This is a genomic window from Rhodopirellula sp. JB055 (assembly GCF_043100905.1).
GTDB lineage: Bacteria > Planctomycetota > Planctomycetia > Pirellulales > Pirellulaceae > Rhodopirellula.
This window is the reverse complement of the sequence record NZ_JBICHO010000170.1, coordinates 1-20,180: the sequence shown is the minus strand read 5'-3', so window position 1 is coordinate 20,180 and position 20,180 is coordinate 1. Positions and strand designations below refer to the sequence as shown.

At 56.1% G+C, this 20,180-nt stretch carries 13 protein-coding genes; 4 read left to right on the top strand and 9 right to left on the bottom strand.

Annotated features, from left to right (window positions below):
* From ACF8AM_RS07045 to ACF8AM_RS07020, 6 genes are all read right to left on the bottom strand, one after another.
* Positions 1-2,599 (bottom strand): zinc-dependent metalloprotease (locus ACF8AM_RS07045; protein ID WP_392554948.1); only part of this gene is annotated, 2,599 nt, incomplete at its 3' end.
* A gap of 249 nt (positions 2,600-2,848) precedes the next feature.
* Positions 2,849-4,021, bottom strand: a complete 1,173-nt coding sequence (gene queG, locus ACF8AM_RS07040) for a tRNA epoxyqueuosine(34) reductase QueG (RefSeq protein ID WP_392554947.1) — start codon at positions 4,019-4,021, stop codon at positions 2,849-2,851.
* The gene (locus tag ACF8AM_RS07035; RefSeq protein ID WP_392554946.1) at positions 4,018-5,781 is read right to left on the bottom strand and encodes a cation:proton antiporter; all 1,764 of its coding nucleotides are present in this window, start codon (positions 5,779-5,781) and stop codon (positions 4,018-4,020) included. Before ACF8AM_RS07035 ends, queG begins: the two co-directional genes overlap by 4 nt.
* 178 nt (positions 5,782-5,959) lie before the next feature.
* A complete protein-coding gene (locus ACF8AM_RS07030; protein WP_392554945.1) occupies positions 5,960-7,915 on the bottom strand; it encodes an IRE (iron responsive element) in 1,956 nt (651 codons plus the stop codon).
* Positions 7,912-9,801, bottom strand: coding sequence for an ABC transporter permease (locus ACF8AM_RS07025; protein WP_392554944.1), 1,890 nt, complete (start codon positions 9,799-9,801; stop codon positions 7,912-7,914). The genes ACF8AM_RS07030 and ACF8AM_RS07025 overlap by 4 nt, the downstream gene beginning before the upstream one ends.
* Positions 9,798-10,802: an ABC transporter ATP-binding protein gene (locus tag ACF8AM_RS07020; protein WP_392554943.1), complete on the bottom strand. Its 1,005-nt coding sequence runs from the start codon at positions 10,800-10,802 to the stop codon at positions 9,798-9,800. The genes ACF8AM_RS07025 and ACF8AM_RS07020 overlap by 4 nt, the downstream gene beginning before the upstream one ends.
* Before the next feature lie 260 nt (positions 10,803-11,062).
* Here ACF8AM_RS07020 and ACF8AM_RS07015 point away from each other — a divergent pair, with 260 nt between their 5' ends.
* Entirely contained in the window at positions 11,063-12,685 is a 1,623-nt protein-coding gene (locus ACF8AM_RS07015; RefSeq protein ID WP_392554949.1) for a bifunctional folylpolyglutamate synthase/dihydrofolate synthase, read from the top strand.
* Here the strand turns inward: ACF8AM_RS07015 and ACF8AM_RS07010 are convergent.
* Positions 12,580-13,812: a CNNM domain-containing protein gene (locus tag ACF8AM_RS07010; protein ID WP_392554942.1), complete on the bottom strand. Its 1,233-nt coding sequence runs from the start codon at positions 13,810-13,812 to the stop codon at positions 12,580-12,582. The two genes, ACF8AM_RS07015 and ACF8AM_RS07010, sit on opposite strands and share 106 nt — an antisense overlap.
* 239 nt (positions 13,813-14,051) lie before the next feature.
* Here ACF8AM_RS07010 and ACF8AM_RS07005 point away from each other — a divergent pair, with 239 nt between their 5' ends.
* Positions 14,052-14,894 carry an SDR family NAD(P)-dependent oxidoreductase gene (locus ACF8AM_RS07005; RefSeq protein WP_392554941.1) on the top strand — a complete coding sequence of 281 codons (843 nt, stop codon included), beginning with the start codon at positions 14,052-14,054 and terminating at the stop codon, positions 14,892-14,894.
* Here ACF8AM_RS07005 and ACF8AM_RS07000 read toward each other — a convergent pair.
* Both ACF8AM_RS07000 and ACF8AM_RS06995 read right to left on the bottom strand, forming a co-directional pair.
* Entirely contained in the window at positions 14,833-16,029 is a 1,197-nt protein-coding gene (locus ACF8AM_RS07000) for a glycosyltransferase family 4 protein (protein WP_392554940.1), read from the bottom strand. The genes ACF8AM_RS07005 and ACF8AM_RS07000 overlap by 62 nt on opposite strands.
* Positions 16,026-17,369: an O-antigen ligase family protein gene (locus ACF8AM_RS06995; RefSeq protein WP_392554939.1), complete on the bottom strand. Its 1,344-nt coding sequence runs from the start codon at positions 17,367-17,369 to the stop codon at positions 16,026-16,028. The genes ACF8AM_RS07000 and ACF8AM_RS06995 overlap by 4 nt, the downstream gene beginning before the upstream one ends.
* A gap of 430 nt (positions 17,370-17,799) precedes the next feature.
* On the opposite strand from ACF8AM_RS06995, the gene serC reads away from it, so the two are divergent.
* Positions 17,800-18,954, top strand: coding sequence for a 3-phosphoserine/phosphohydroxythreonine transaminase (gene serC / locus ACF8AM_RS06990; RefSeq protein WP_392554938.1), 1,155 nt, complete (start codon positions 17,800-17,802; stop codon positions 18,952-18,954).
* Positions 18,955-19,003: 49 nt separating this feature from the next.
* The coding region (gene serA, locus ACF8AM_RS06985; RefSeq protein ID WP_392554937.1) for a phosphoglycerate dehydrogenase at positions 19,004-20,180 on the top strand (1,177 nt) is incomplete at its 3' end.

Sequence of the window (20,180 nt, the reverse complement as noted above, 5' to 3'; positions counted from 1 at the left end):
CCAGCAACTCGGGCAAAGTCAAAGCATCCGTTTCCGCGGGAACACGCAGTTCGTTGTCAAAAACCCGACGCAACGTGGTGGGGTTCATGATCAATGTCAACGTGCTCGCTTGCATTCCCAAAACGCGATCGTGGATGGGCCAAGTCGCTTCGTTCGCCATCCCGCCACGACCGCTATCGAGCCACTTGTCGACTCCCAAACGCTCGAGGATCTCCGTGGTCAACCCATAGGACTCATCGCGAAAACTGGTGTCGATCACGAACTGCAATGCTGCGCGCTGGTCGGCGGCAGGCACCACCTCAACAGGAGCCCGGTCTCCGGGATCGCCCTTCTTGTCACGGTTGACGAATGCTCCACCAACCCAGTTGGCCATCATGCTGACCGACTTGGTTTGAATCGCCAATGTCAATTCGTAACCGCGGCGAGCCTTGGCCCAACTGTCACCCTCTTTCACAAACTTCTCAAGCAGACGCTCACGATACAATTGCACCAGTCGCATTTGCTCCTCTGCAAACGTCAGTGGGTCTTTCCCAAAATCGTAGCGACGGGCATAAGGATCAGGACCGCTGGTGTCTTCGTCGGTTGCATACTGCAGTTCCGGTTCAGAGCACCGTTTCACGATTTCTTTGATCTTGGAATCGTCAAAGGTGTAACCATATTCAATCGCCCAGAAGTCATAAGGTCCGATGTCGATCATCGCGTAATCGCCTTGGACTTCACCGGCTTCGTAGCGGTAGTTGATCGGGCAGTAATCCATCACCGATGCAGTGAATGTCTTCTTGCCCTTCAACTCGTCGCTGTTGATTTCATCGATGGTGTACAAACCTGACGCTTTGAAGTTATGACGCAATCCAAGTGTGTGCCCGACTTCGTGAGCCACCAGGTCAGCCAACAAAGGACCGACGAACCACTCTGGAATTCCATCCAACAGCTCATCATCTTCCCTCTTGGTGTCTTCTTTCTTGTCGTCCTTTTTGTCAGCATCGGAGTCGTCTTCTTCTGACTCCTCTTCCTTGTCTTCGTCTTCTTCGTCCTTGGTATCGGATTCTGCATCAGCCTTTTCGTCCTTTTCGACTTTCTCAGCTTCCGCTTTTTCTTTTGCCTCTTCTTCTTTCTTCTTTTCAGCTTCCTCATCCGCCATCAGGGCCAATCCCCAATTCATGCGAGCGAACGCGAGGTCCAAGCTGCGACCGGCGGCGGCCATGCACAATCCATTCTTTTGGCTCACTTGTCCCATCAGCCCGTCGAATTCGTCATCGCCTAAGAGCGACGGATCAGCTTGAGCCATCGCATAACCAGCCATTGGCTGCTGAGCCTCAAGAGCATATTTGGCTCGCAATGCGTTTGCCGATTCTTTGGCCCCCATTCGAACACGTGGGTCCCAATTGGGGTGACTTCCCAACCAAGCCAACGTCTCGGCGCTGGCACCTTCCATCGCCAACTTTGGCATCAGGTCGTTGTAGTTGAAATTGAAGTGACGAATCCAACCATCCGTCAGGATGATGTCGGCGTCCAAGATCTGTCCCGTTTCAGGATGCACACGACTTGGACCGATGGCGGTCCCGACGTCGTTGTTCAACCAACGGATGAAGTTGTAACGAACATCCTCAGGGTCTTTCTCCATGTGAGCCTTGCTCACGGCGTCTTGATACTCAATCACGATCGCATCGACGATCCCGACCTTCTCAAACGCTTTGTTCCAATAGTCCACCCCTTTTTTGATCCAACGTCGGTAGCGGACCGGAGCGGTGTGCTCGACGTAGAAACGAATCGGCTCTTTTGGAGGGCTGAGTTTCAGCTTCGGATCGCGTTTCTCGAGGTGCCAACGGTTGATGTAGCGAACCTTGGTTTCTTCATCCTGATACTTGCTCAAATCCGAGAACGAAGTCACGAAAAAACCCACGCGTTCATCCGCTTGCCGAGGTTTGAACCCACTGGAACTGGCTGGCACTTCACTGAACGAGTAGTGCAATGTTTGAAGACGACCACCACGACCGACAACCTCGAATGCCAATTCAACATTCTCGGGGAACACTTTCGCGGCTTCGACCGTGAACAAACGACTGTTGGCCAAACGGACTGACGGCCCGAAGAAAGTGGTTGCGCTACCCACCAACAACGAGTCCATGTCGACGACAGGCCCACCACTTGGACCCATCGCGAGAATTGGCACATCGAGCAACACTCGGTCCGTGAACAAACGCTTGACCGAAGCTTTGGATTCCGCATCACCGGTCGCACGGATGTCCAAGTTGGGAGCGATCAATGCGAGACGGTTGTTGTATCGTCGCCACTGAACCACCCAGTCACCGGACTGCAATCCGGCATAGCGGTCTCCGCTACTGAGCGTCAATGCGACGAAGTATTTCTTGCCCGCAAAATTCTTGGGCAACTCGGCAAGCACGGAGGATTCTTTTTCGTTTTGCCAAACGTTGAACAAGCCTTTTTTGGCCTGTTGATCGGACACTGGAAGCTGCTTGTAGCCTTCAGAAATCTTTGAAAATGGTGGCAGGTCGGCGGCGGAACTGGTCAACGCGCTTCCAACGTATGCCACCGTCACGGCGGCGATCGTGGCCACGACACGGCAGATTCGATTCATACCCAATGCTTCCAATGGTTCGTTCGAAAAAAGGAGGGAGAGTCAAGACTAGGTTAAAATAAGCAGTCTCGGCGGGTTTCGTTCATTGTCTCTTCACTGTTTTATCCGATAAAGACGACGCAATCCAAACATTTCATCTGACCAGCCCGGACAAACGGCCACTGAGTCGAGCTCCCCGCCACTCTTGGGCAACTAGGCGGCTTAGGCACTCCATAGAAGAATCCACCCAAAATTGGGCCGCTGGCGGGATCACTGCGGAAATTCAGCCAAGACCACTGGGTCCGTCTCGGAACCGCGGCACGTCTTCAAACGTTCCATCGCCGCGGAATCCTGCATCTGGCCAATGGCCCAGACCGCGATGGCACGTAAGCTGGGGTCTGGATCATTCAAGACTTCAAACAACAGTTCGATCGCATCCCGGCGTTTCTGGTTCCCCAAAACAAGGATCGCGTTTCGCAACATTCCGCGTCGTCGGGATCGCCAAAATGGCGTCCGCCGAAATCGCTCGCGAAATTCATCGTCGGTCATCGTGAACAACGAGGTCAGCTCCAACCAACCGTCCCGCGACTCGGAATCACTCTGGCTTTCACGGTGCCCACGCAAACCACCCGTTTCTCGATCGCCAGACGATTCATTTTGCTGTCTCGAAGGCCGGCGGTTCCAAGGACAGACCTCCTGACAGATGTCGCAACCAAACGCCCATTCGCCGATGCCCGCTCGCAAGCTTGGAGCCGGCAATCCCGAATTCTCAATCGTCAAATAGCTGATGCACTTGGAAGCGTCGAGCACGCCGGGACCGGGGAAGGCATCGGTTGGACATGCATCTAAACAAGCGGTGCAGGTACCGCAATGACTCGATTCATGTGGCGCGTCGGCCGGCAGTTCCACATCCACCAGGACACACGCGAGGAAAAAGTAGCTGCCCCATTGTTTGTTGAGCAGCAACGTGTTTTTCCCGCGCCATCCCAATCCAGCCAGCACCGCCACCTCGCGCTCCATCAACGGTGCTGTATCAACGATCCCTCGCGCATTGGCGTCCGGTATTTGATCGCGAATCAAGCGAACGATGCGTTTCAACTTCGGATGAATCACATCGTGGTAGTCAATTCCCGACCACGTGTACCGAGCCGTCTTGCCGAATGCGAGGCTTTCATCGACCTCACCAACCGGGACCGGGAATCGATCCGACGCATCGTAGTTGAGCGCGAGAACGATGATCGATTTGGTGCCTTGAAGAACGGCGTTTGGATGACGGTAAGCGTCCAGTCGACGCTCGATGTAGTCCATCGTTCCCGCGTAGCCCGATTCGATCCACTCAACGAGTTGATGAAAACCTTGGCTGGTGACTGCGGGAGCGACGCCCATTGCCGCGAATCCTTCGGACCGAGCAGCCTCCCGAATCTGCTCAACCATCTCTCTCACGACAAACCGGCTTTTCGATCGCGAATCAACAAGGACGTCAAATCGCTTCGTCGAACCGTGGCAACCAAGCGATGAGGCGGCTCATCGGTGACGACTGGCACGCAGTCATCGGTTGTCTGACGAAACAATTCAACCGCGTCACGCACAGGCTGGCCAGGATGCAACAAGACTTCTGGAGGCGTCGACAAATCGCCCGCGCGAACCAAGTGGTCAGAATGCGGATCAAAGAAGGCTTGGTTGAGCAAATCGAATCGGATCAATCCAACGACACAACGGTCTTCGTTCAAAACGGGAAACGTGTTGTCATGAGAATGCTCTACAAAATGCACGACTTCATTGAAATCGGCACTCTCCGCGATCCCTTCGACACTACGACGCATCACCTGCTCGACGCGCATGCGTTCGGACAACGCCTGCTTCTTGCTGAGCAAACCAGCCGAACCAGCCAACCGCGTGAACACATTTCGCAACGCTCCCAGCGGCGTTCCAAACGTGTGATGAATTGAATTCGCAATCGGCATTTCTCCACTCCGCAAGACTGCCGCTCGAGTGAGCAAAGGTCCGAGGATCTCGAACACAACGACGGTCCCCAAGATGATCGTCTGAACCTGGCCGGCCATCTCGGGATTGCGTGCGGTCGCGGTCGCGGCCAATGAGATGGCGACCCCAGCCTGCGCCAGCATGGCGGGCCCCAACCAGACCTTCACTTCTTTCGTCGCCCCCGTTCGTGAGGCCATGCACCAAATGCCCGCGACCTTGCCGATACTACGTAGGACAACGTAACCAGCACCGATCAGCCCGACGTCCAGCAGCAAATTGAGATCAAGCTCGCTGCCATGAACAGAAAAGAAGACCACCGTGAGCAACCCACCGATGGAATCCAATTGGGCAGTGATCTTTTGCGTGCCACTCGACGAATTGACCACCACCAAACCAACCACCAGGAACACCAGCATGTAGGGCAATTCCCAGGTCTCACTGAGCCCCAACATCAACGCGGATGCCCCGACCAACAACACCAACCAACGACGCGTGTGCATGATTTCGCACGCGTAACTGATCACCAATCCTCCGAGCAGCCCCAACAGGAACGCTCCGCCGAGAGAACGAACCAACAAGAAAACCGTCTCATACAGGGATCCGGAGGCATCACCTCCGGCAACCTCAATCGCTAGCCAAACCAGCTCGAATGCGATGACCGCGACGAGATTGTTCAAAGTCACCAAAGTCCCTGTCAAACTGGTCACGGGGCCTTCCGCATTGGTTTCTCGTAGCACAAACATCGTCGTGGCTGGCGCAGTCGCGATGGCGAGAGTGCCCAACAGCGCCGCTTGGGCGGCTGACATACCCAACAGATACGTGCCGACGGTGACGAGAACCACCGTGAAGACCAACTCGCCAAACGAGAGCGGAATCGCCCGCCGAGCAATCCTGCGAATCTGGTCGAACGGGAACAACGTCCCGAGATAAAACAGCACCAATGCCATGGCAAGCTTGGTCAACGGTTCAAGCACCAAGTGATGCTCGTGCGGGATCACGTTTCCAAAACTAGGCCCAAGCAGCAAACCGGCGATCAAATACGCGGTGACCTTGGGCAGACGCAGAAATTCACTGGCCAGCCCCGCCAACAAACTCGCCGTTAGCAGCAACCCCAACGTGGTGGCAATGTGCACCATCTCGACGGGCCCGGAATGCACTTCGCTCGAAACGGCGCGGACTTCTACAGCACCGATTAACAGGGGTCCAATGGTGTCGATCATGGCAACTAGCGAGCGAAGGGCCGGGACGTGAGTCTGCCAAAACCGGCAAGCAGGCCCGCAGTTTAGCTAGATATTCATTTCGCCGACATAGAACCTTGCGGATCAATTTGAGAAGCCCGCCGTACCCACTCGGATACGACGGGCTTCGTCGATTGTCAGCGCGAGGACCTCTCGATATTCACTCGTCCGATTCAGCAGGCGGGTCAGAAGCCCCGTCTTCGGAGGAAACCGCGTCCTCGGCAGGCGAATCTTCTGCAGCGGAGGATTCCGTCTCGACCGACTCCTTCTCAGCAGCCTTTTCCTTCACCTCAGCTTCGTCGGACGGCTCCGATTTGGAATCCGATTCTTCAACCACTTCATCCGATTCAGCTTCGTCTGAATCAGCCGATTCGGACTCTGCGGATTCATCCGACTTCGGCTCTTCCGATTTCATCTCTTCGTCTGCGGCTTCGGATGCCTTTTCCTCGTCAGCAGCTTCTTTCTCAGCAGCTTCTTTGGCAGCCTCTTCTTCCAAGCGTCGTTCTTCAGCTTCGAGTTCAGCCTGGCGTTTAGCGAGCAAATCTTTCTGCGTCTGACGGACCTGTTCGTACATGTCTTGATCGACCTGCCCGTACTCGCCCATCAACTCCACAAACGTCTTCAGCGGGAAGTCGTCAGGCAGTTCATCCGAGTCAATCGCGATTCGGTAACGACGCAGGGAGTCGTACAGATCTTCCGCCGTGTCATCGATCACGAGAATCGGATAGTCGTCGAAGATCTCGGCCCAAACCACGAAGGCTTCTTCATAGAGGCTGATCGCTTTTTCGAGTTCAGCATCTGCGTTGGCCTTTTCAGCTTCGTAAATCAATCGTCGAGCGCGAACGGTTCGCTCTTCCTGTTCCGCGAGCGCCAACGTTTCCCAGTAGGGATAGTTGATCTGTTTACGGTAGCCTTCGGTCTTCAGGATTCGTTCGTCGAGGTCCTTGATGTCTTCGACCAACTGCAGAGCCTCCAATTGTTTGGACTGCTGAGTGGCTCGCGCGACCTCGTCGTAGTTCACCGTGATGGACTTTTCAGCCTTGTCCGCAATCGACTGCTGCGATTTGGTTCGCTCTCCCTCGGGAGTCGACAAAGCATCGCGTTGGACGGGATCGAGTTTCTCAATTGCCTTGGCACGGGCGGCCAAGTAAGCGTCCCCGGCCACTTCTTCCAGCTTTTCAACCTTGTCGGTCTTCTGCCGGATCAACTCATCCAACTGTCCGAGTTTGATTGTGAAGGCGGCGGTCGTTGGCACGGAACGATTGCCGAAGGCCCTCCAATCAGCCGAAGCCAATTGCCAAGCATTTTGGGCTCGTTCGTCCAAGATGCCTTCGGACTCGATCGCCTCAGCGTGTTTCAGCCGCCATTTTGGACCGGTTTCATAGAAGTTCAGAGGTGTTTGCCGACGAATTTGAACGCCGGATTCCACCAGGTCATACCCTCGGTTCAACCACAAACGTCCCACCAACCAGTTGTCAGGTTTGTTCATCGGGCCGCGAGCTTCAGGACTGTCGACCGCGATATTCTCTTCCATCAATTGCTGGTGCAACTGCTCGTCTTCCGAGAACAAACGCCGAAACTGCTGCTTCTCGTCCGACATCCCCATCTTCTGGCCATAAAACCAACCGGTGTACCAAACCAAACGAGGTGCCTTGCGGTTTTGGTTGACTCCTTTGGTCAAGAACTCCGTGCCTTCACGGACCATTTCATATCGTTGACGATAGTCGTCGAACTCGGTCGAAACGTTGTAGGCCAAGTTGTGAGCTTGAAATTCCCAGACCTTGTCAAAGTGAGGCTGCAACAAGGCGATGTTGTTAAGCGTTGCTTTCAAACGGTCCCATTCATGCAGCACGCGGTAATCGTGTGACTTCTTCCAGAGCAGCGAAGCCGCCACCCCGCGAAGCCCCAACGAAGCGAGCTTCATCGTTTCACTGGCAGGGCTGATTTCACCGAGATCGCTCTCGGCAATGTCATACTTGCCTCGCAACTGAGCCAAGCGGCCGCCGCCTTCCCCGCCACCGCCGCTGGGTTGCCCCAGCAGGTACAAGGGAATCAGCATGACCACAAGGACCATCAGATAGACCAATTTACGTCGCAGAACTGTAGTGCGATTCATGCCGCGATCTCACGCGATTTCAGGATGAAATAACTAACGATAAAGGCAAGCAGGACGTATCCCAGCGTTGCCGTGGCGTGCCGCGCGAGCAACGCACCGAAAATATCAAAGCCCGAGGCAGCGTACTCTGCCGTCTCGACCATTTTGGGAAGGTTAGGAAGTGCCGTGGCGATCGCATCGAGACCATAAACGATGGCCGCGTCGACGGTTTTGATCACCTTGGCGGCCACCGTGTCGACGTCCAACTGAGTCGTCATGGCGTCTTGGCGAAGCAAACGAACCATCGATTCAATCGGTCCTCCGCCTCGCTCAATCCCACTGTCGATGTAGTGACGCGTGTCGAACACTTGCTCCGCAGAGAAACCCAACAACACACAGACGAAAGTGGCGATCATGGCGACCGGCCCGGTCAAAAACGTACTGAACATCACGCCAAACGCGATCACCATCGTCATCTGCAACCAAATCGAACCGTACGCTTTGGTGAGGTTCCAAGCGAACGAGTTGTCAGCCGGGTGCAAATAGACGCCGCTCTTGGTCACCCCCAAGTACTGAGCGCGATCGAGACAGCGAACGATGATCATGATTTGGCCGTCTTCGTTGACCAAATCGTCAAACACGTTCAGCATGCGAGTCTCGCTGCCGTCGGTGCCTTCCATTTCAAGTGGCAGAATTTTTTCGTCCACTTCATATTCATCCACGATGAAAGCAATCGGGTTGCTTTCGATGGCTTTGTCGGGGTGCTTCATGGTGACCGAACCGCGAATTCCGGTTTCGATATCACCCTTGTAAGAACGGTACGCACGCAGCGAGAGGTCGACTGGGATGCCGTTGGGATAGCGGCTCTTCGTCACGTTGTCGAACGTGAATTCGGCCGTTCCCAGCGAACCACCTTCGATATACCCGTGCTCGATCTTGCGAGAACCTTTGGCGACACCAATCAGACGAGCGATCCCGGTGCTGCTGTAGCCGCCAGCCAAACGTTCGTTACCGACATCGATGCCTTCTTCTTGCAGATTGCCTGACCGATCGCGAAATCGGATGGAACCGTACGATGGAATCCGGGCTCGCAAAGCACCCTGGGGCGGTCCAATTTGGAAGTTCCCGTCTTCGTCACGACGGACGACGTGACGGTGGCCGCGAACAATGTTCGTCAGACCTTCGCCGTCTTCATTCAACTCGAACGTGTGCGAGTGGAACTGCTGGTAGTCGGTTTCTCCTTCGTAACCTCCACCGGGAAGCTCACGCACTTCCACGACTTCCTGGTGCGTGTGATCCAAACCACGGACCACAAAGAGAAAACTAAGCAACCCCATCGGAACCAGAATCATCGTGCCGACGCCGACAAACCCCAGCATCCGGCCAGCGATGATTTCCGTCACGCGAACGGGTTTGGTGACGATGGTGTAGATCGTTTTGTTCTTGATGTCTTCGGGCAAAGAAAACGCACTGATGAACAACGCGAGTGCCAGCACCAAGTAGTTCGTCATCGTCAGCACAAAGCTGACATACAGTCGCGCCGGGTCATCGCTTTGCGGGTTGAGATACCAACCGGCCAACAACAACAGAACGACAACCAAACCGACGATGTAAAGAACTTTTCGTCGGAGAGCTTCTTTGAACGAAAGCCGTGCGAGTGCAAAGATGCGCCGCAGGCTGGTGCCCTGCAGGTCGAATTTAAAGAAGTCACGAACAGCACGGGCGACGGCAAAGAAGCCTTCCCCGGATCCGTAACGAGACGACGAAATCACGTATCCCGCGATCAGTCCTAGCACGACAGCCAAAACGAACAGCACGATTCCTTTGAGAGCGGCACTTTCCAAGAAAGCGCCGTCTCGAAAGAACCACTGTGAATACGACCAGAAATCTTCCGGTTGTAGGTTCATGCTTGCCCTCCGTCGCTGTCGCTGCTGCCATCATTGGCGGGAGCCGCGTCGGAATCTTGAGAGAATCGGCGAGCACCTGGGCGGGCTTCGCTTTCGCGAACGATGTTGAGGAACAAGTCTTCCATCGTTGCCGTTGGGTTGTCGATCGACTGGACCGTTCCGCCGTGCCGGGCGATGACATCGGCGATCTCGGTTTTGGCCGCGTCGGACAAACCGGTCGCGTGCACTTCAGTCACGTCTTGCACCTTCAACAGATCGCTGACTCGACCGAGCTCTTTCAGTTCGCCTTGGTGCAAAATCGCAACCCGATCGCAAACGTCTTGCACGTCAGCCAATTGGTGGCTGCACAGCAGAACCGTTTTGCCTTGATCGCGAAGCCCAAGGATCAAATCCTTCATCTCGCGGGTCCCGATCGGGTCCAATCCAGTGGTCGGTTCGTCCAACAGGATCAAATCGGGGTCATTGATCAGAGCCTGAGCCAAACCGACTCGGCGGGTCATCCCCTTACTGTATTCTTTCAATTGCCGGTGCTTGGCACCTTGCAAACCGACCATGTCGATCAGTTGCGAGACTCGATCGCGTCGTTCCGAGGCGGACAGATCGAACAAGCGACCATAAAAGTCGAGTGTTTCTTCTGCGGTCAAAAATTTGTACAGATACGATTCTTCGGGCAGATAGCCGATTCGCTCGTTCTTGCGGGTTTCGCTGGCGTCTTGATCAAAGACCAACACACGTCCGCTGGTAGGAAAGAGCAATCCTAGGATCAGTTTGATGGTGGTGGATTTGCCACTTCCGTTGGGTCCCAGCAAGCCAAAGATTTCTCCCGGACGGACTTCGATGTCCAAGGACTTCAACGCGTGAACCTTTTTCCGGCCCCAGAAGTCACGGTAAATCTTGCTCAGGTTGCGGGTCTCGATGACGACCGAGCTGGAGGCGTCGGCAGAATCCGGTGTCGCGGTCTGCGGCGCGTCTGCCACTGCCGCGTTGGGTTCGGTACTCACGGATGAAGGATCCCGACTCAGAGAGAAAAGACGAATGAAATGGATAAAACAGACTCGTCAAAATTCCGAGCCTACGGAGAAGTCCCCTACGCTACGACGTATTCTGCCAGACGGTTCGGGGTTGTCAGCTAGGGTTTCTATTTTTATCACTGCGACTGTCCGATTCACACGTGCTCGAAGCCTCGCGGACAATCCATGTCCCGGTGTCGCTGACCATTTCCCCCGATCACGATGATTCAAACCACCAACATGGATCGACCGTGATCTCGCGAGAAAGTCACGCCTACCAATTGGCTCTCGGCTGGTTGGTCGACCGAATTGATTACGAAAAGCTGGCTGCCCCCGGTTCGCGTTATCGTTTCACCTTGGACCGGATGCGAGATTTGGTCCGCCGACTGGGTCACGGCCAACACCTGACCGCCGATCCGAACGACACCGCCTCAGCCCCCCCCGTCAGAGGAAACCTAGCTTCCACGAGTCCACCTCATCCTTCTTTCGCAACCTCCGACAGCCAGTTTGCCGCAGCGAACAAAAGCAACACCTCGCCATCTGTGAGCGATGTTCAAATCGTGCATTTAGCAGGCACAAAAGGCAAAGGCAGCGCAGCCACCATGGTCGCCGCCTTGCTTCACGCGGCAGGTTACCGCGTGGGCCTGTATACCTCACCCCATCTGATTCACTTGGAAGAACGTTTCCGAGTCGACGGAAAAATCGCGACTCCCGAGGAAATGGTCGGGCTGATCGATTCCATGCGACCGATCGTTCAGGCGATGGCAGATGCTCCGATCGGCGGCCCCTCGTTCTTCGAACTGACGACCGCGATGGCCATCGAGCACTTCCATCGCCACCAGTGCAACGCCTGGGTCTTGGAAACGGGGCTGGGCGTACGACTGGACAGCACCAACGTGTTCCAGAGCCACGCCACAGCGATCACCAGCATCGGATTGGACCATCAACACGTGTTGGGCAAGACCGCTGAACTGATCGCAGCAGAGAAAGCAGGCATTTTCAAACCAGACACCCCTGCCATCAACGGTGTTCCTTCCGGGCCAGTGCGAGACGTGATCGTCCGAGCGGCAGAACAGGTCGGTGCCCCGCTAATGCACTTGGGATCCGACATCCAAATTGAAACGGCAACTGAAAACTGCCCTGCCTGGGGAAGTCGTTTCCGAATCCGTGGCCTCGGTGACTGGATGCCCGCGGATACAAATATCGAACTGAAACTCGAGGGCGCCCACCAAGTTCACAACGCTGCCGTTGCGTTGGCGGTGGTGGATTCGCTGTCAAAAGTCGCGAAAAAACTTCGGCCCGAACAACGCATTCACGAATGCTTTGCTTCACTGCAGATGGAAGCTCGTCTGGAACGATTCGATCTGCCGGGTGGCCGCGTGGTGTTGCTGGACACAGCCCACAACGCGGATTCCATCGATGCGATGCTGAACGTTATCAACCGGCGCATGACGGGACGAAAACTTCACTGCTTGTTTGGCACCAGCGCCGACAAAAACGTGCGGACGATGATCCAGCGAATGCAACCTCACTTTGATCGCTGGACGTTGACACGGTATGAAGGCAACCCGCGCTACGTGCCCGTTGAGGACCTGCACCAAACGGCTGTCGACGCAGGGCTTGATCCAAACAACATCACTCGGATCGAACAGCCGATCACGGCGATTCAGAAGGCAGTGGACTCCCTCGCCAACGACGACGTTTTGGTCGTCTGCGGTTCGTTTTTCTTGGCCGCTGAACTTCGCCCTTGGCTCGTCGAACGCTGCGATCAGTTCGCGGGGTCTTCCGAATCGGTAGAATCCTCCGCGGATTCAGTTCGCGTGACCGATTCCGATCGCGTCCCGCCTTCCTCCACCAGATCACCCAGCGGCTGAATGCCGATTCGAGCCGCACGCTCTTCCCAGCGTTTCCGGGCGTATTGCTGCAAGTCGACTTGTCGGTCTGATTCGTCGACGATTTCCAGGCCCAACAGCGTTTCGACCAAATCTTCCAGCGTCACCAAACCGACGATGCTGCCGTACGAATCGCTGACCATCGCCAAGTGGTGGCGTCCTTCCAACAGGATTTCCAGCAGTTTCGGCAGCGGTCGATTGTGACGCACGACCGCGACCGGGCGAGAAAATTCTCTGAGCGTTCGATTCGATTCGCCTCGCGTGTGGGCCAGCAACAAATCGACTTTCAAGACAAACCCAGTGATCCGATCCAATTGCTGGTCGTAAATCGGAATTCGTGAGACCGGCAAATCCAAGATGTCGCCATTCGGAGGCGTCGAATCGGAATCACCTGTCCCACCACTGCTGGGTTGGCCTTTGCCACGTTGCTTTGGCAACGTTTTGCTCAACAATTCGCCAACCGTCATCGTTTCGGGATACGCGATGATGACCACTCGTGGGGTCATGATGTCTTCTGCCGTCAAATCAGGCAGTCGCATCAGTGACTGGAACACTCGCGATTCGTGATCGTCTAGGACGCCCTGCTGAGCCCCAATTTCCGCCATCGCAGACAGCTCATCGCGAGTGAGCGTGTGGTGTCCTTTGCCACCGGAGAGCACCTTGGTCAACTGCTCACTCAACCAAACCAACGGGTAGAGCAGAATGATCAAGTATCCGACGGTGGTCGCCACGATTGGGCCGAGTGCACGCCAGTGCAACGCACCGATTGTTTTGGGGATGATCTCGCCGAACACCAACACCAACAGTGTCATCAACGCACTGGCGATTCCGACCGCATGACCTCCATAAGCCGTGTCGCCGTACAACTTCGCAGCTTCCGCACCGACACCTGCCGCCCCGATGGTGTGTGCAATGGTGTTCAAACTCAAGATCGCGGCCAGTGGCCGATCGATGTTGGCTTTCAATTTACTCAGACGCTTCGCCGCAATCGGCTTTGTCTTTTCCAGCGTCGCGATGAACGACGGCGTGATCGATAGCAACACCGCTTCGGCAACGCTGCAGTAAAAGGAAAAGCCAATCGCAGAAACGAGGTAGATCAACAGGAGCATGAACAGCGAATTCAAAGAGAAGGAGACGGGCCTCGGGCTCGGCCATCATACAGCACATGTCCGCAGTGTGACCGCCCTCGGAAGCCTTCATTCGATCGAGGTTTGCCCTCTTTTCACATCATTGACCGGCCGCGGCCTGGTTTCTCGTGCGGCTGGGATTGTTAAGCTGCCCACGTTCCTGCTTCGCGTTTCCCCTGGCCGATCGTTCCCTGGCCCCTCGAATTTCTCTGAGCTCCGCCATGCCTGCCAACCAGAATTCATCCGGCATCGTCGTCACGGGTGCGTCCAGTGGAATTGGCCGAGCGATCGCGATCCGTTTGGCCCAAGCCGAGCAAACCGCGACGAGGCAATCGCGGATCTTGGTCCATTACTGCCGCAATCGTGAGGGAGCCGAGGCGACCGCCAATGCGATTCGCGAACATGGACAAGACGCCGACGTGATTGCGGCGGACCTGGCAAATCCGAGTGATGTGCATCGACTGGCCAAGGATGTTTTCGAGATGGTTGGCAGCGTGCAGACGTGGGTCAACAACGCCGGCCTGGATGTGCTGACGGGCGAGGCATCCCAATGGTCATTCGACGAAAAACTTGAACAGTTATTGGCGGTCGACGTTCGCGGCACCATCGCGCTCTCGCGTTTGGTTGGCGAACGATTGCGACAACAATCCATCGACCCGTCCACAAAGATTCACGCCGTTCCCTCGATGGTTTTCATCGGATGGGACCAAGCCCCGCTCGGGATGGAAGGCGACGCGGGAATGATGTTCGGTCCAGTCAAAGCCGCGGTGATGGCGTTCTCCGCTTCGCTCGCTCAAACGCTGGCTCCACACGTGCGAGTCAACACGGTCTCACCAGGTTGGACGCAAACGGCTTGGGGTGAAACCACGTCGGGTTACTGGGACGACCGAGCAAAACATCAATCGCTGATGCACCGCTGGGGGAAACCGCTGGACATCGCCGAGGCCGTCGCTTACTTGGTGGCACCGGAGAACAGTTTTGTCACCGGCCAAAACATCAACGTCAACGGTGGCTGGAATCGTCGCTTTGAGGCTCCGCCAACATCTGATCGATCAGACTCGTGATCTGATCCGCCGAGTTTTCAGGGGTTCGATCGACAACCGATTCTCTTGCCTGCTGACGCATCGTCAATCTTTCTGACGCGTCGAGTTTAGCGTAGACGTTGATGGCATGAGCCAATGAGTCCGCTTGGTCAATTTCGATGATCCAACCATTGTGCCCATCGCGGATCAACGTTGTCACGGCTTGGGCTCGCTCGTTTCCAACCACGACCAACCCGCTGTGAAGAGCCTCGTCGACGACCAAGCCCCATTCGTCGCCACGGGTCGGGAAGAACATGATCTCGTGATCACGATAGGAATCACGAATTTGCTCGGCGTCGCAATTGCCTCGCCAATCGATCTTCAAGTTGTCTGGCGCCGCCACCTCTTTCAGCTCGGACAACAAGGGACCGCCACCGATGAGCGTCCATTCAATCAGCAATTCAGGAGATTGAGTCGCCACATCAATCATGTTCGCCAGTCCTTCGCGAACGCCTTTGCGATCAATCAACTGGCCGACGGTCAACACGCGAACGCGATCGGCTGGTTGCCTTTTCAGCTCGCCTTTGTAAATCTTGGTTGGATCCGCCGAGTAATGAAACGGAGCCAATCGATGTTCCGGGACGCCGAGCTCCATCAACCATTGCTTGCACTCCGGACCGTGAAAGGTCACCCGGTCTGCTCGAGCGAGCAGCAACGACCGCTGCTTTTTCCGGAACCATCCCGATCGACTGGCCTCGATCCACGGCGAAGTGCTGACGGCGATGACCAATTGGCACCGACGCTGGCGAAGACCAAACCAGCCTGAACGAGCACAGTACAACGCTGCCAACATCGATCGGACACCGAGTTCGGCCGAGACCGCCACATCGGCGCGAGCCCTCCGCAACTGCCTCAGCGTATCGATGGGAAAGTGCACATAGTTCACATCGGTGTAACCGCTCGGATGATGATCAGTTCGCGTGCGAGTCCATGTTCTTTGCTGACGCACATCTAACCCACCGTCCTCGGCCGTCCATGATCGGTTGCCCTCCATGGCCACGGACACCAGAACGATCAGTTCGCCAACACGCTGATTCCACGCTTGAGCAATCGCGATCACATCGGGCGCAAAGAAATTCAACAAATAGACGACGGTGGCCGACGAAGCTCGTTTCACGTTGTGCCCGATATTCCTGGTCGACCGAAAATGCCTGTTCCAGTCTCAGTGGCTTCTGCTCGATCGCGTTGCGAACGTTCCGCTTCGATCATGTCGATTTGCGTTGCATCCACCAAGACCGGGTAGAAGATGCACGTCAACCAAACAATCGTACAGGGTCCGGGGAAGGTTTCCAAAATGGTGTCCTCGGTCAAGCACGACAGCACCGTGAACGCAGAAAGGGCGCGAAGCAGAAGGTGCTCGCTACCAAAGACCAGGAACACATTCCAAAGCAGCAAGCACACCATCAACGCACCAGCGATCACGCCACCGGCAAGCGTCGCATGAAGGACCGCGTTGTGGGTCGCTTGTGAATACTCCAGCATCAAAATCGGGGCCGCGTTGAAACCGTGACCGATGATTGGACGGTTCGCGATCAAGCTGATTCCCTTTGCCCAAATTTCTGATCGCCCCGTTCCGCTGGTGATTTCCTCCGCGTCCCCCGACTTGGACACCTTTGCCAGAATCTTGCCGACGAAATGATCCTCTTGACCGGTGACATAAATCGATGTGACGCCGACCACACCCAGGAGTGCCACCAAGGCGATCGCAGCAACTCCCAGCCGGCTGGTCAATCGATCCAAGAACAGAATGCACATTCCAAACGCACCCGCGACCAAAGCGGTACGACTCCAAGCCAAATATGCTGACAGGGCAAAGCAAGCCGCCAGAGGAATCGCGACGTTCAACTGCAGAGTGCCTTTGCGAACCAAGTACAACGTCGCGAGCCCCCCCAACACCATCGCTCGTCCGACTGCATTGGGGTGTGCCGTCCCAGACATCCGATTGACCACCAATCCATCGGCCAACAACTCAGGAAACAGACCGTACTTGGGAACAAACACGTAGAAGAACAATGCCAACGTCATCGTCGCGGTGACCCCCACCAGAATCGCGGTGACCATGCCTCGCAAACCCAACGTGAACAAGGCGACGATAATGAACGCGACGTAGGCGACGTTGATCAATGCCACCGCCAGCGAGGCGCCGCTGATTGCGATCGGCGTGGCCAGCAAAACGAGAAAGAGGATCGTCAACACCATCACCGGCGGCAAAGTCGTCATCGTTTGACGAACGCTCGCGGAAGTCAGCAAGCCATATGCGCCGACGACAAACGCCATCCCTGCAATCAGCAACTTGCACGCAACTTGCCCGTCCAGCCCAACTGTCATGGTTTCGGCGTTCGACGAGATATCCAGCGGCCCAAAGAAGGTCGATAGAGCGACCAAGCACCAGGTCGTGACCACCAGCAACGAAGATTCTTTCCAGGCCGTCCGAAATTGCTGGGCGAGTTGCAGCATGGCGAAGTGGGATCGACTCAGTAAAACAAGCGGAGATCAGACGGCAATCGCTCTCCAGCTTAATCGGGGCGGCGAATTTTCGAAGGCGTGTTTTGATTCCGAACCCCGATGGCACTGATTCCCCGCAGATTCGGCCGGATTTCTTGACCTGACCGCTCGCGTGGGCGGCTGCCGGGGCGTTGAACTGGCGCCGAACCGGGCAAGCCGCCGGTCTTCGAACGTGCTCAAGCGTCGCTCTCAACGGACTCACGCTCTCGACCATGCGATCGGTTCACCGATCGTCCCACGTCAAATCGGCCTCCCGCCAGCATTCGGGTTGGCTTCCGCATCTGGGCACCGAAGTTTAGAATCCGCCAAAACTTGTTCCGAAAGCCGGCGTTTTGCCCCGGCACCTCCTCCCAATCCCCTTTTTGCAACCGAGCCGCCTCGAATGACTGCATCAGCCCAAGGTGTGCAAACCACTTCCAACAGCCCATCTTCCGCCAACACCTCAGAACGGGTGTTCAATTTCTCGGCGGGGCCGGCCACCATGCCCGAATCGGTGCTACGGGAAGTCCAGGACGAGATGCTGTGTTACCCCGGCGCGGGCGCGTCGATCATGGAAATCAGCCATCGCGACAAATTATTCGTCGATGTGCTTCACGACGCAGAATCGACCATTCGCGAATTGTTGAACGTCAGCGACGACTATTCCGTGATGTTCATGCAAGGCGGTGCGACCCTGCAATTCTCTGCGATTCCCGCCAACCTGCTTCGCGGCAGCGGCAAACGAGCCCAATACGTGCTGACGGGATCGTGGGGCAAAAAGGCGATCAAGGAAGCCAAGAAAGAAGGCGACGTCGATATTCTCTTCGATGCGGCAGAATCGAACTACGATCACGTGCCATCGGCATCCGATTTGGCGTGCCCTGACGATGCTGCTTACATGTACTACTGCAGCAACGAAACGATCCAAGGCGTTCAGTTCCCAACGGAACCCGACTGCCCTGACTCGGTGCCGTTGGTCAGCGACGCGTCCAGCGATTTCCTCTGTCGTCCGCTGCCGATCGACAAATACGGCCTGCTCTACGCCTGTGCTCAGAAAAATGCCGGCCCCGCGGGCGTGTCCGTCGTGATCATGCGAAAGGATTTGCTCGACCGAGCCGATCCCAACATCCCCGGTTACTTGCACTTCAAGAACCATCACGACAACGACTCAGAATGGAACACTCCACCGACCTTCGCCATCTACGTGCTCGGCAAAGTCGCGCGTTGGCTGCGTGATGACATGGGCGGCCTGGAAAAGATGGAATCCATCAACCGGGAAAAATCACAGCAACTGTACTCGGTGATCGATTCCAGCAACGGTTTCTATCGCGGTCACGCTCAACCCGATTGCCGCAGCCTGATGAACGTGACCTTCAATCTGCCCAGCGACGAACTGACCGCGAAATTCATTGCCGAAGCAGCGGAACACAAACTGGCCGCACTCAAAGGTCACCGCAGCGTCGGCGGCATCCGAGCGAGCATCTACAACGCGATGCCACGCGAAGGAGTCAACACGCTGGCATCGTTCATGAATGACTTCGCCAGCAAGAACAGCTAGCCAGCTTCTCTGATCCATCCATCCCCAACCTTCAATCTCAATCCTCACCATGCATCGCATTCTCGTTCTGGATGATATCGCCCAAGAAGGCATCGACTTGCTCGAAGCCACCGAGGGCATCGAATACGAAATTCGCACCAAACTCAAAGGCGAAGAACTTCGCCAATCACTCAACGAGTTCGATGCGGCGATCCTTCGCAGCGGCGTGACCATCACGCCCGAGTCCTTGGAAGGCAACACCCGTTTGCGAGCCTTGGTTCGCGCCGGAGTTGGAACCGACAACATCGACAAACCCGCTGCGACGCGTCGCGGGATCGTGGTGATGAACACGCCCGCCGGCAACACTGTCAGCACCGCCGAACACACGTTTGCCATGTTGCTGGCGATGAGCCGCAACATCGCCGCGGCCAACCAAAGCTGGGTCGAAGGCCGCTGGGACCGCAAGAAATTCATGGGCACCCAGGTCGCTGGCAAAACCTTGGGCATCGTCGGGATGGGCCGCATCGGCCGCGAAGTCGCCTCGCGTGCTCAAGCCTTTGACATGGACGTGGTCGCGTTTGATCCGTTCCTGACCGACGATCAAGCCGAATCGCTGAAGGTTCGCCGGGTCGGAACGGTCGACGAAATGCTTCCGCAAATCGATTACTTGACCGTCCACACCCCGCTGACACCCGAAACTCGCGGGCTGATCGGCATGGATCAACTCGACAAGGTCAAACCCGGCCTGCGAATCATCAACGTTGCTCGCGGTGGAATCTACGACGCCGAGGCAATGGTCGAAGGCCTGAAATCGGGCAAGCTCGGTGGAGTCGCACTCGACGTTTACGAGAACGAACCCTGCACGGACAGCCCGCTGTTCGGCATGCCCGGCGTCGTTTGCACGCCGCACTTGGGCGCCAGCACCGAAGAAGCCCAAACGCAAGTCGCCGTGGAAGGCATTCACCTGCTTTTGAACTACCTTCGCACCGGTGAAATTCGTCACAGCGTCAATGTGGCCTCGCTCGATCCAAAGACACTGGCCGAGCTTCGTGGTCACCTCAACGTCGGCCATCGCTTGGGATTGTTCCTCAGCCAACTGCATGGCGGTGGCATCGACCACGTCCGCCTGACTTTCCGTGGCGAAGTTTCCGGCAAAGACACTCGTGTTCTCAACACCGCGTTCTGCGCCGGATTGCTGGAACGTGTCGTCGAAGATGCCAACGTGATCAACTCGGAAATGCTGCTCC

Coding starts and splice junctions, on each gene's coding strand:
- ACF8AM_RS07035 (WP_392554946.1), bottom strand. CDS start 5,781: ATGATCGACACCATTGGACCCCTGTTAATCGGTGCTGTAGAAGTCCGC.
- ACF8AM_RS07030 (WP_392554945.1), bottom strand. CDS start 7,915: ATGAATCGCACTACAGTTCTGCGACGTAAATTGGTCTATCTGATGGTC.
- ACF8AM_RS07025 (WP_392554944.1), bottom strand. CDS start 9,801: ATGAACCTACAACCGGAAGATTTCTGGTCGTATTCACAGTGGTTCTTT.
- ACF8AM_RS07010 (WP_392554942.1), bottom strand. CDS start 13,812: ATGCTCCTGTTGATCTACCTCGTTTCTGCGATTGGCTTTTCCTTTTAC.
- ACF8AM_RS07005 (WP_392554941.1), top strand. CDS start 14,052: ATGCCTGCCAACCAGAATTCATCCGGCATCGTCGTCACGGGTGCGTCC.
- ACF8AM_RS06995 (WP_392554939.1), bottom strand. CDS start 17,369: ATGCTGCAACTCGCCCAGCAATTTCGGACGGCCTGGAAAGAATCTTCG.
- serC (WP_392554938.1), top strand. CDS start 17,800: ATGACTGCATCAGCCCAAGGTGTGCAAACCACTTCCAACAGCCCATCT.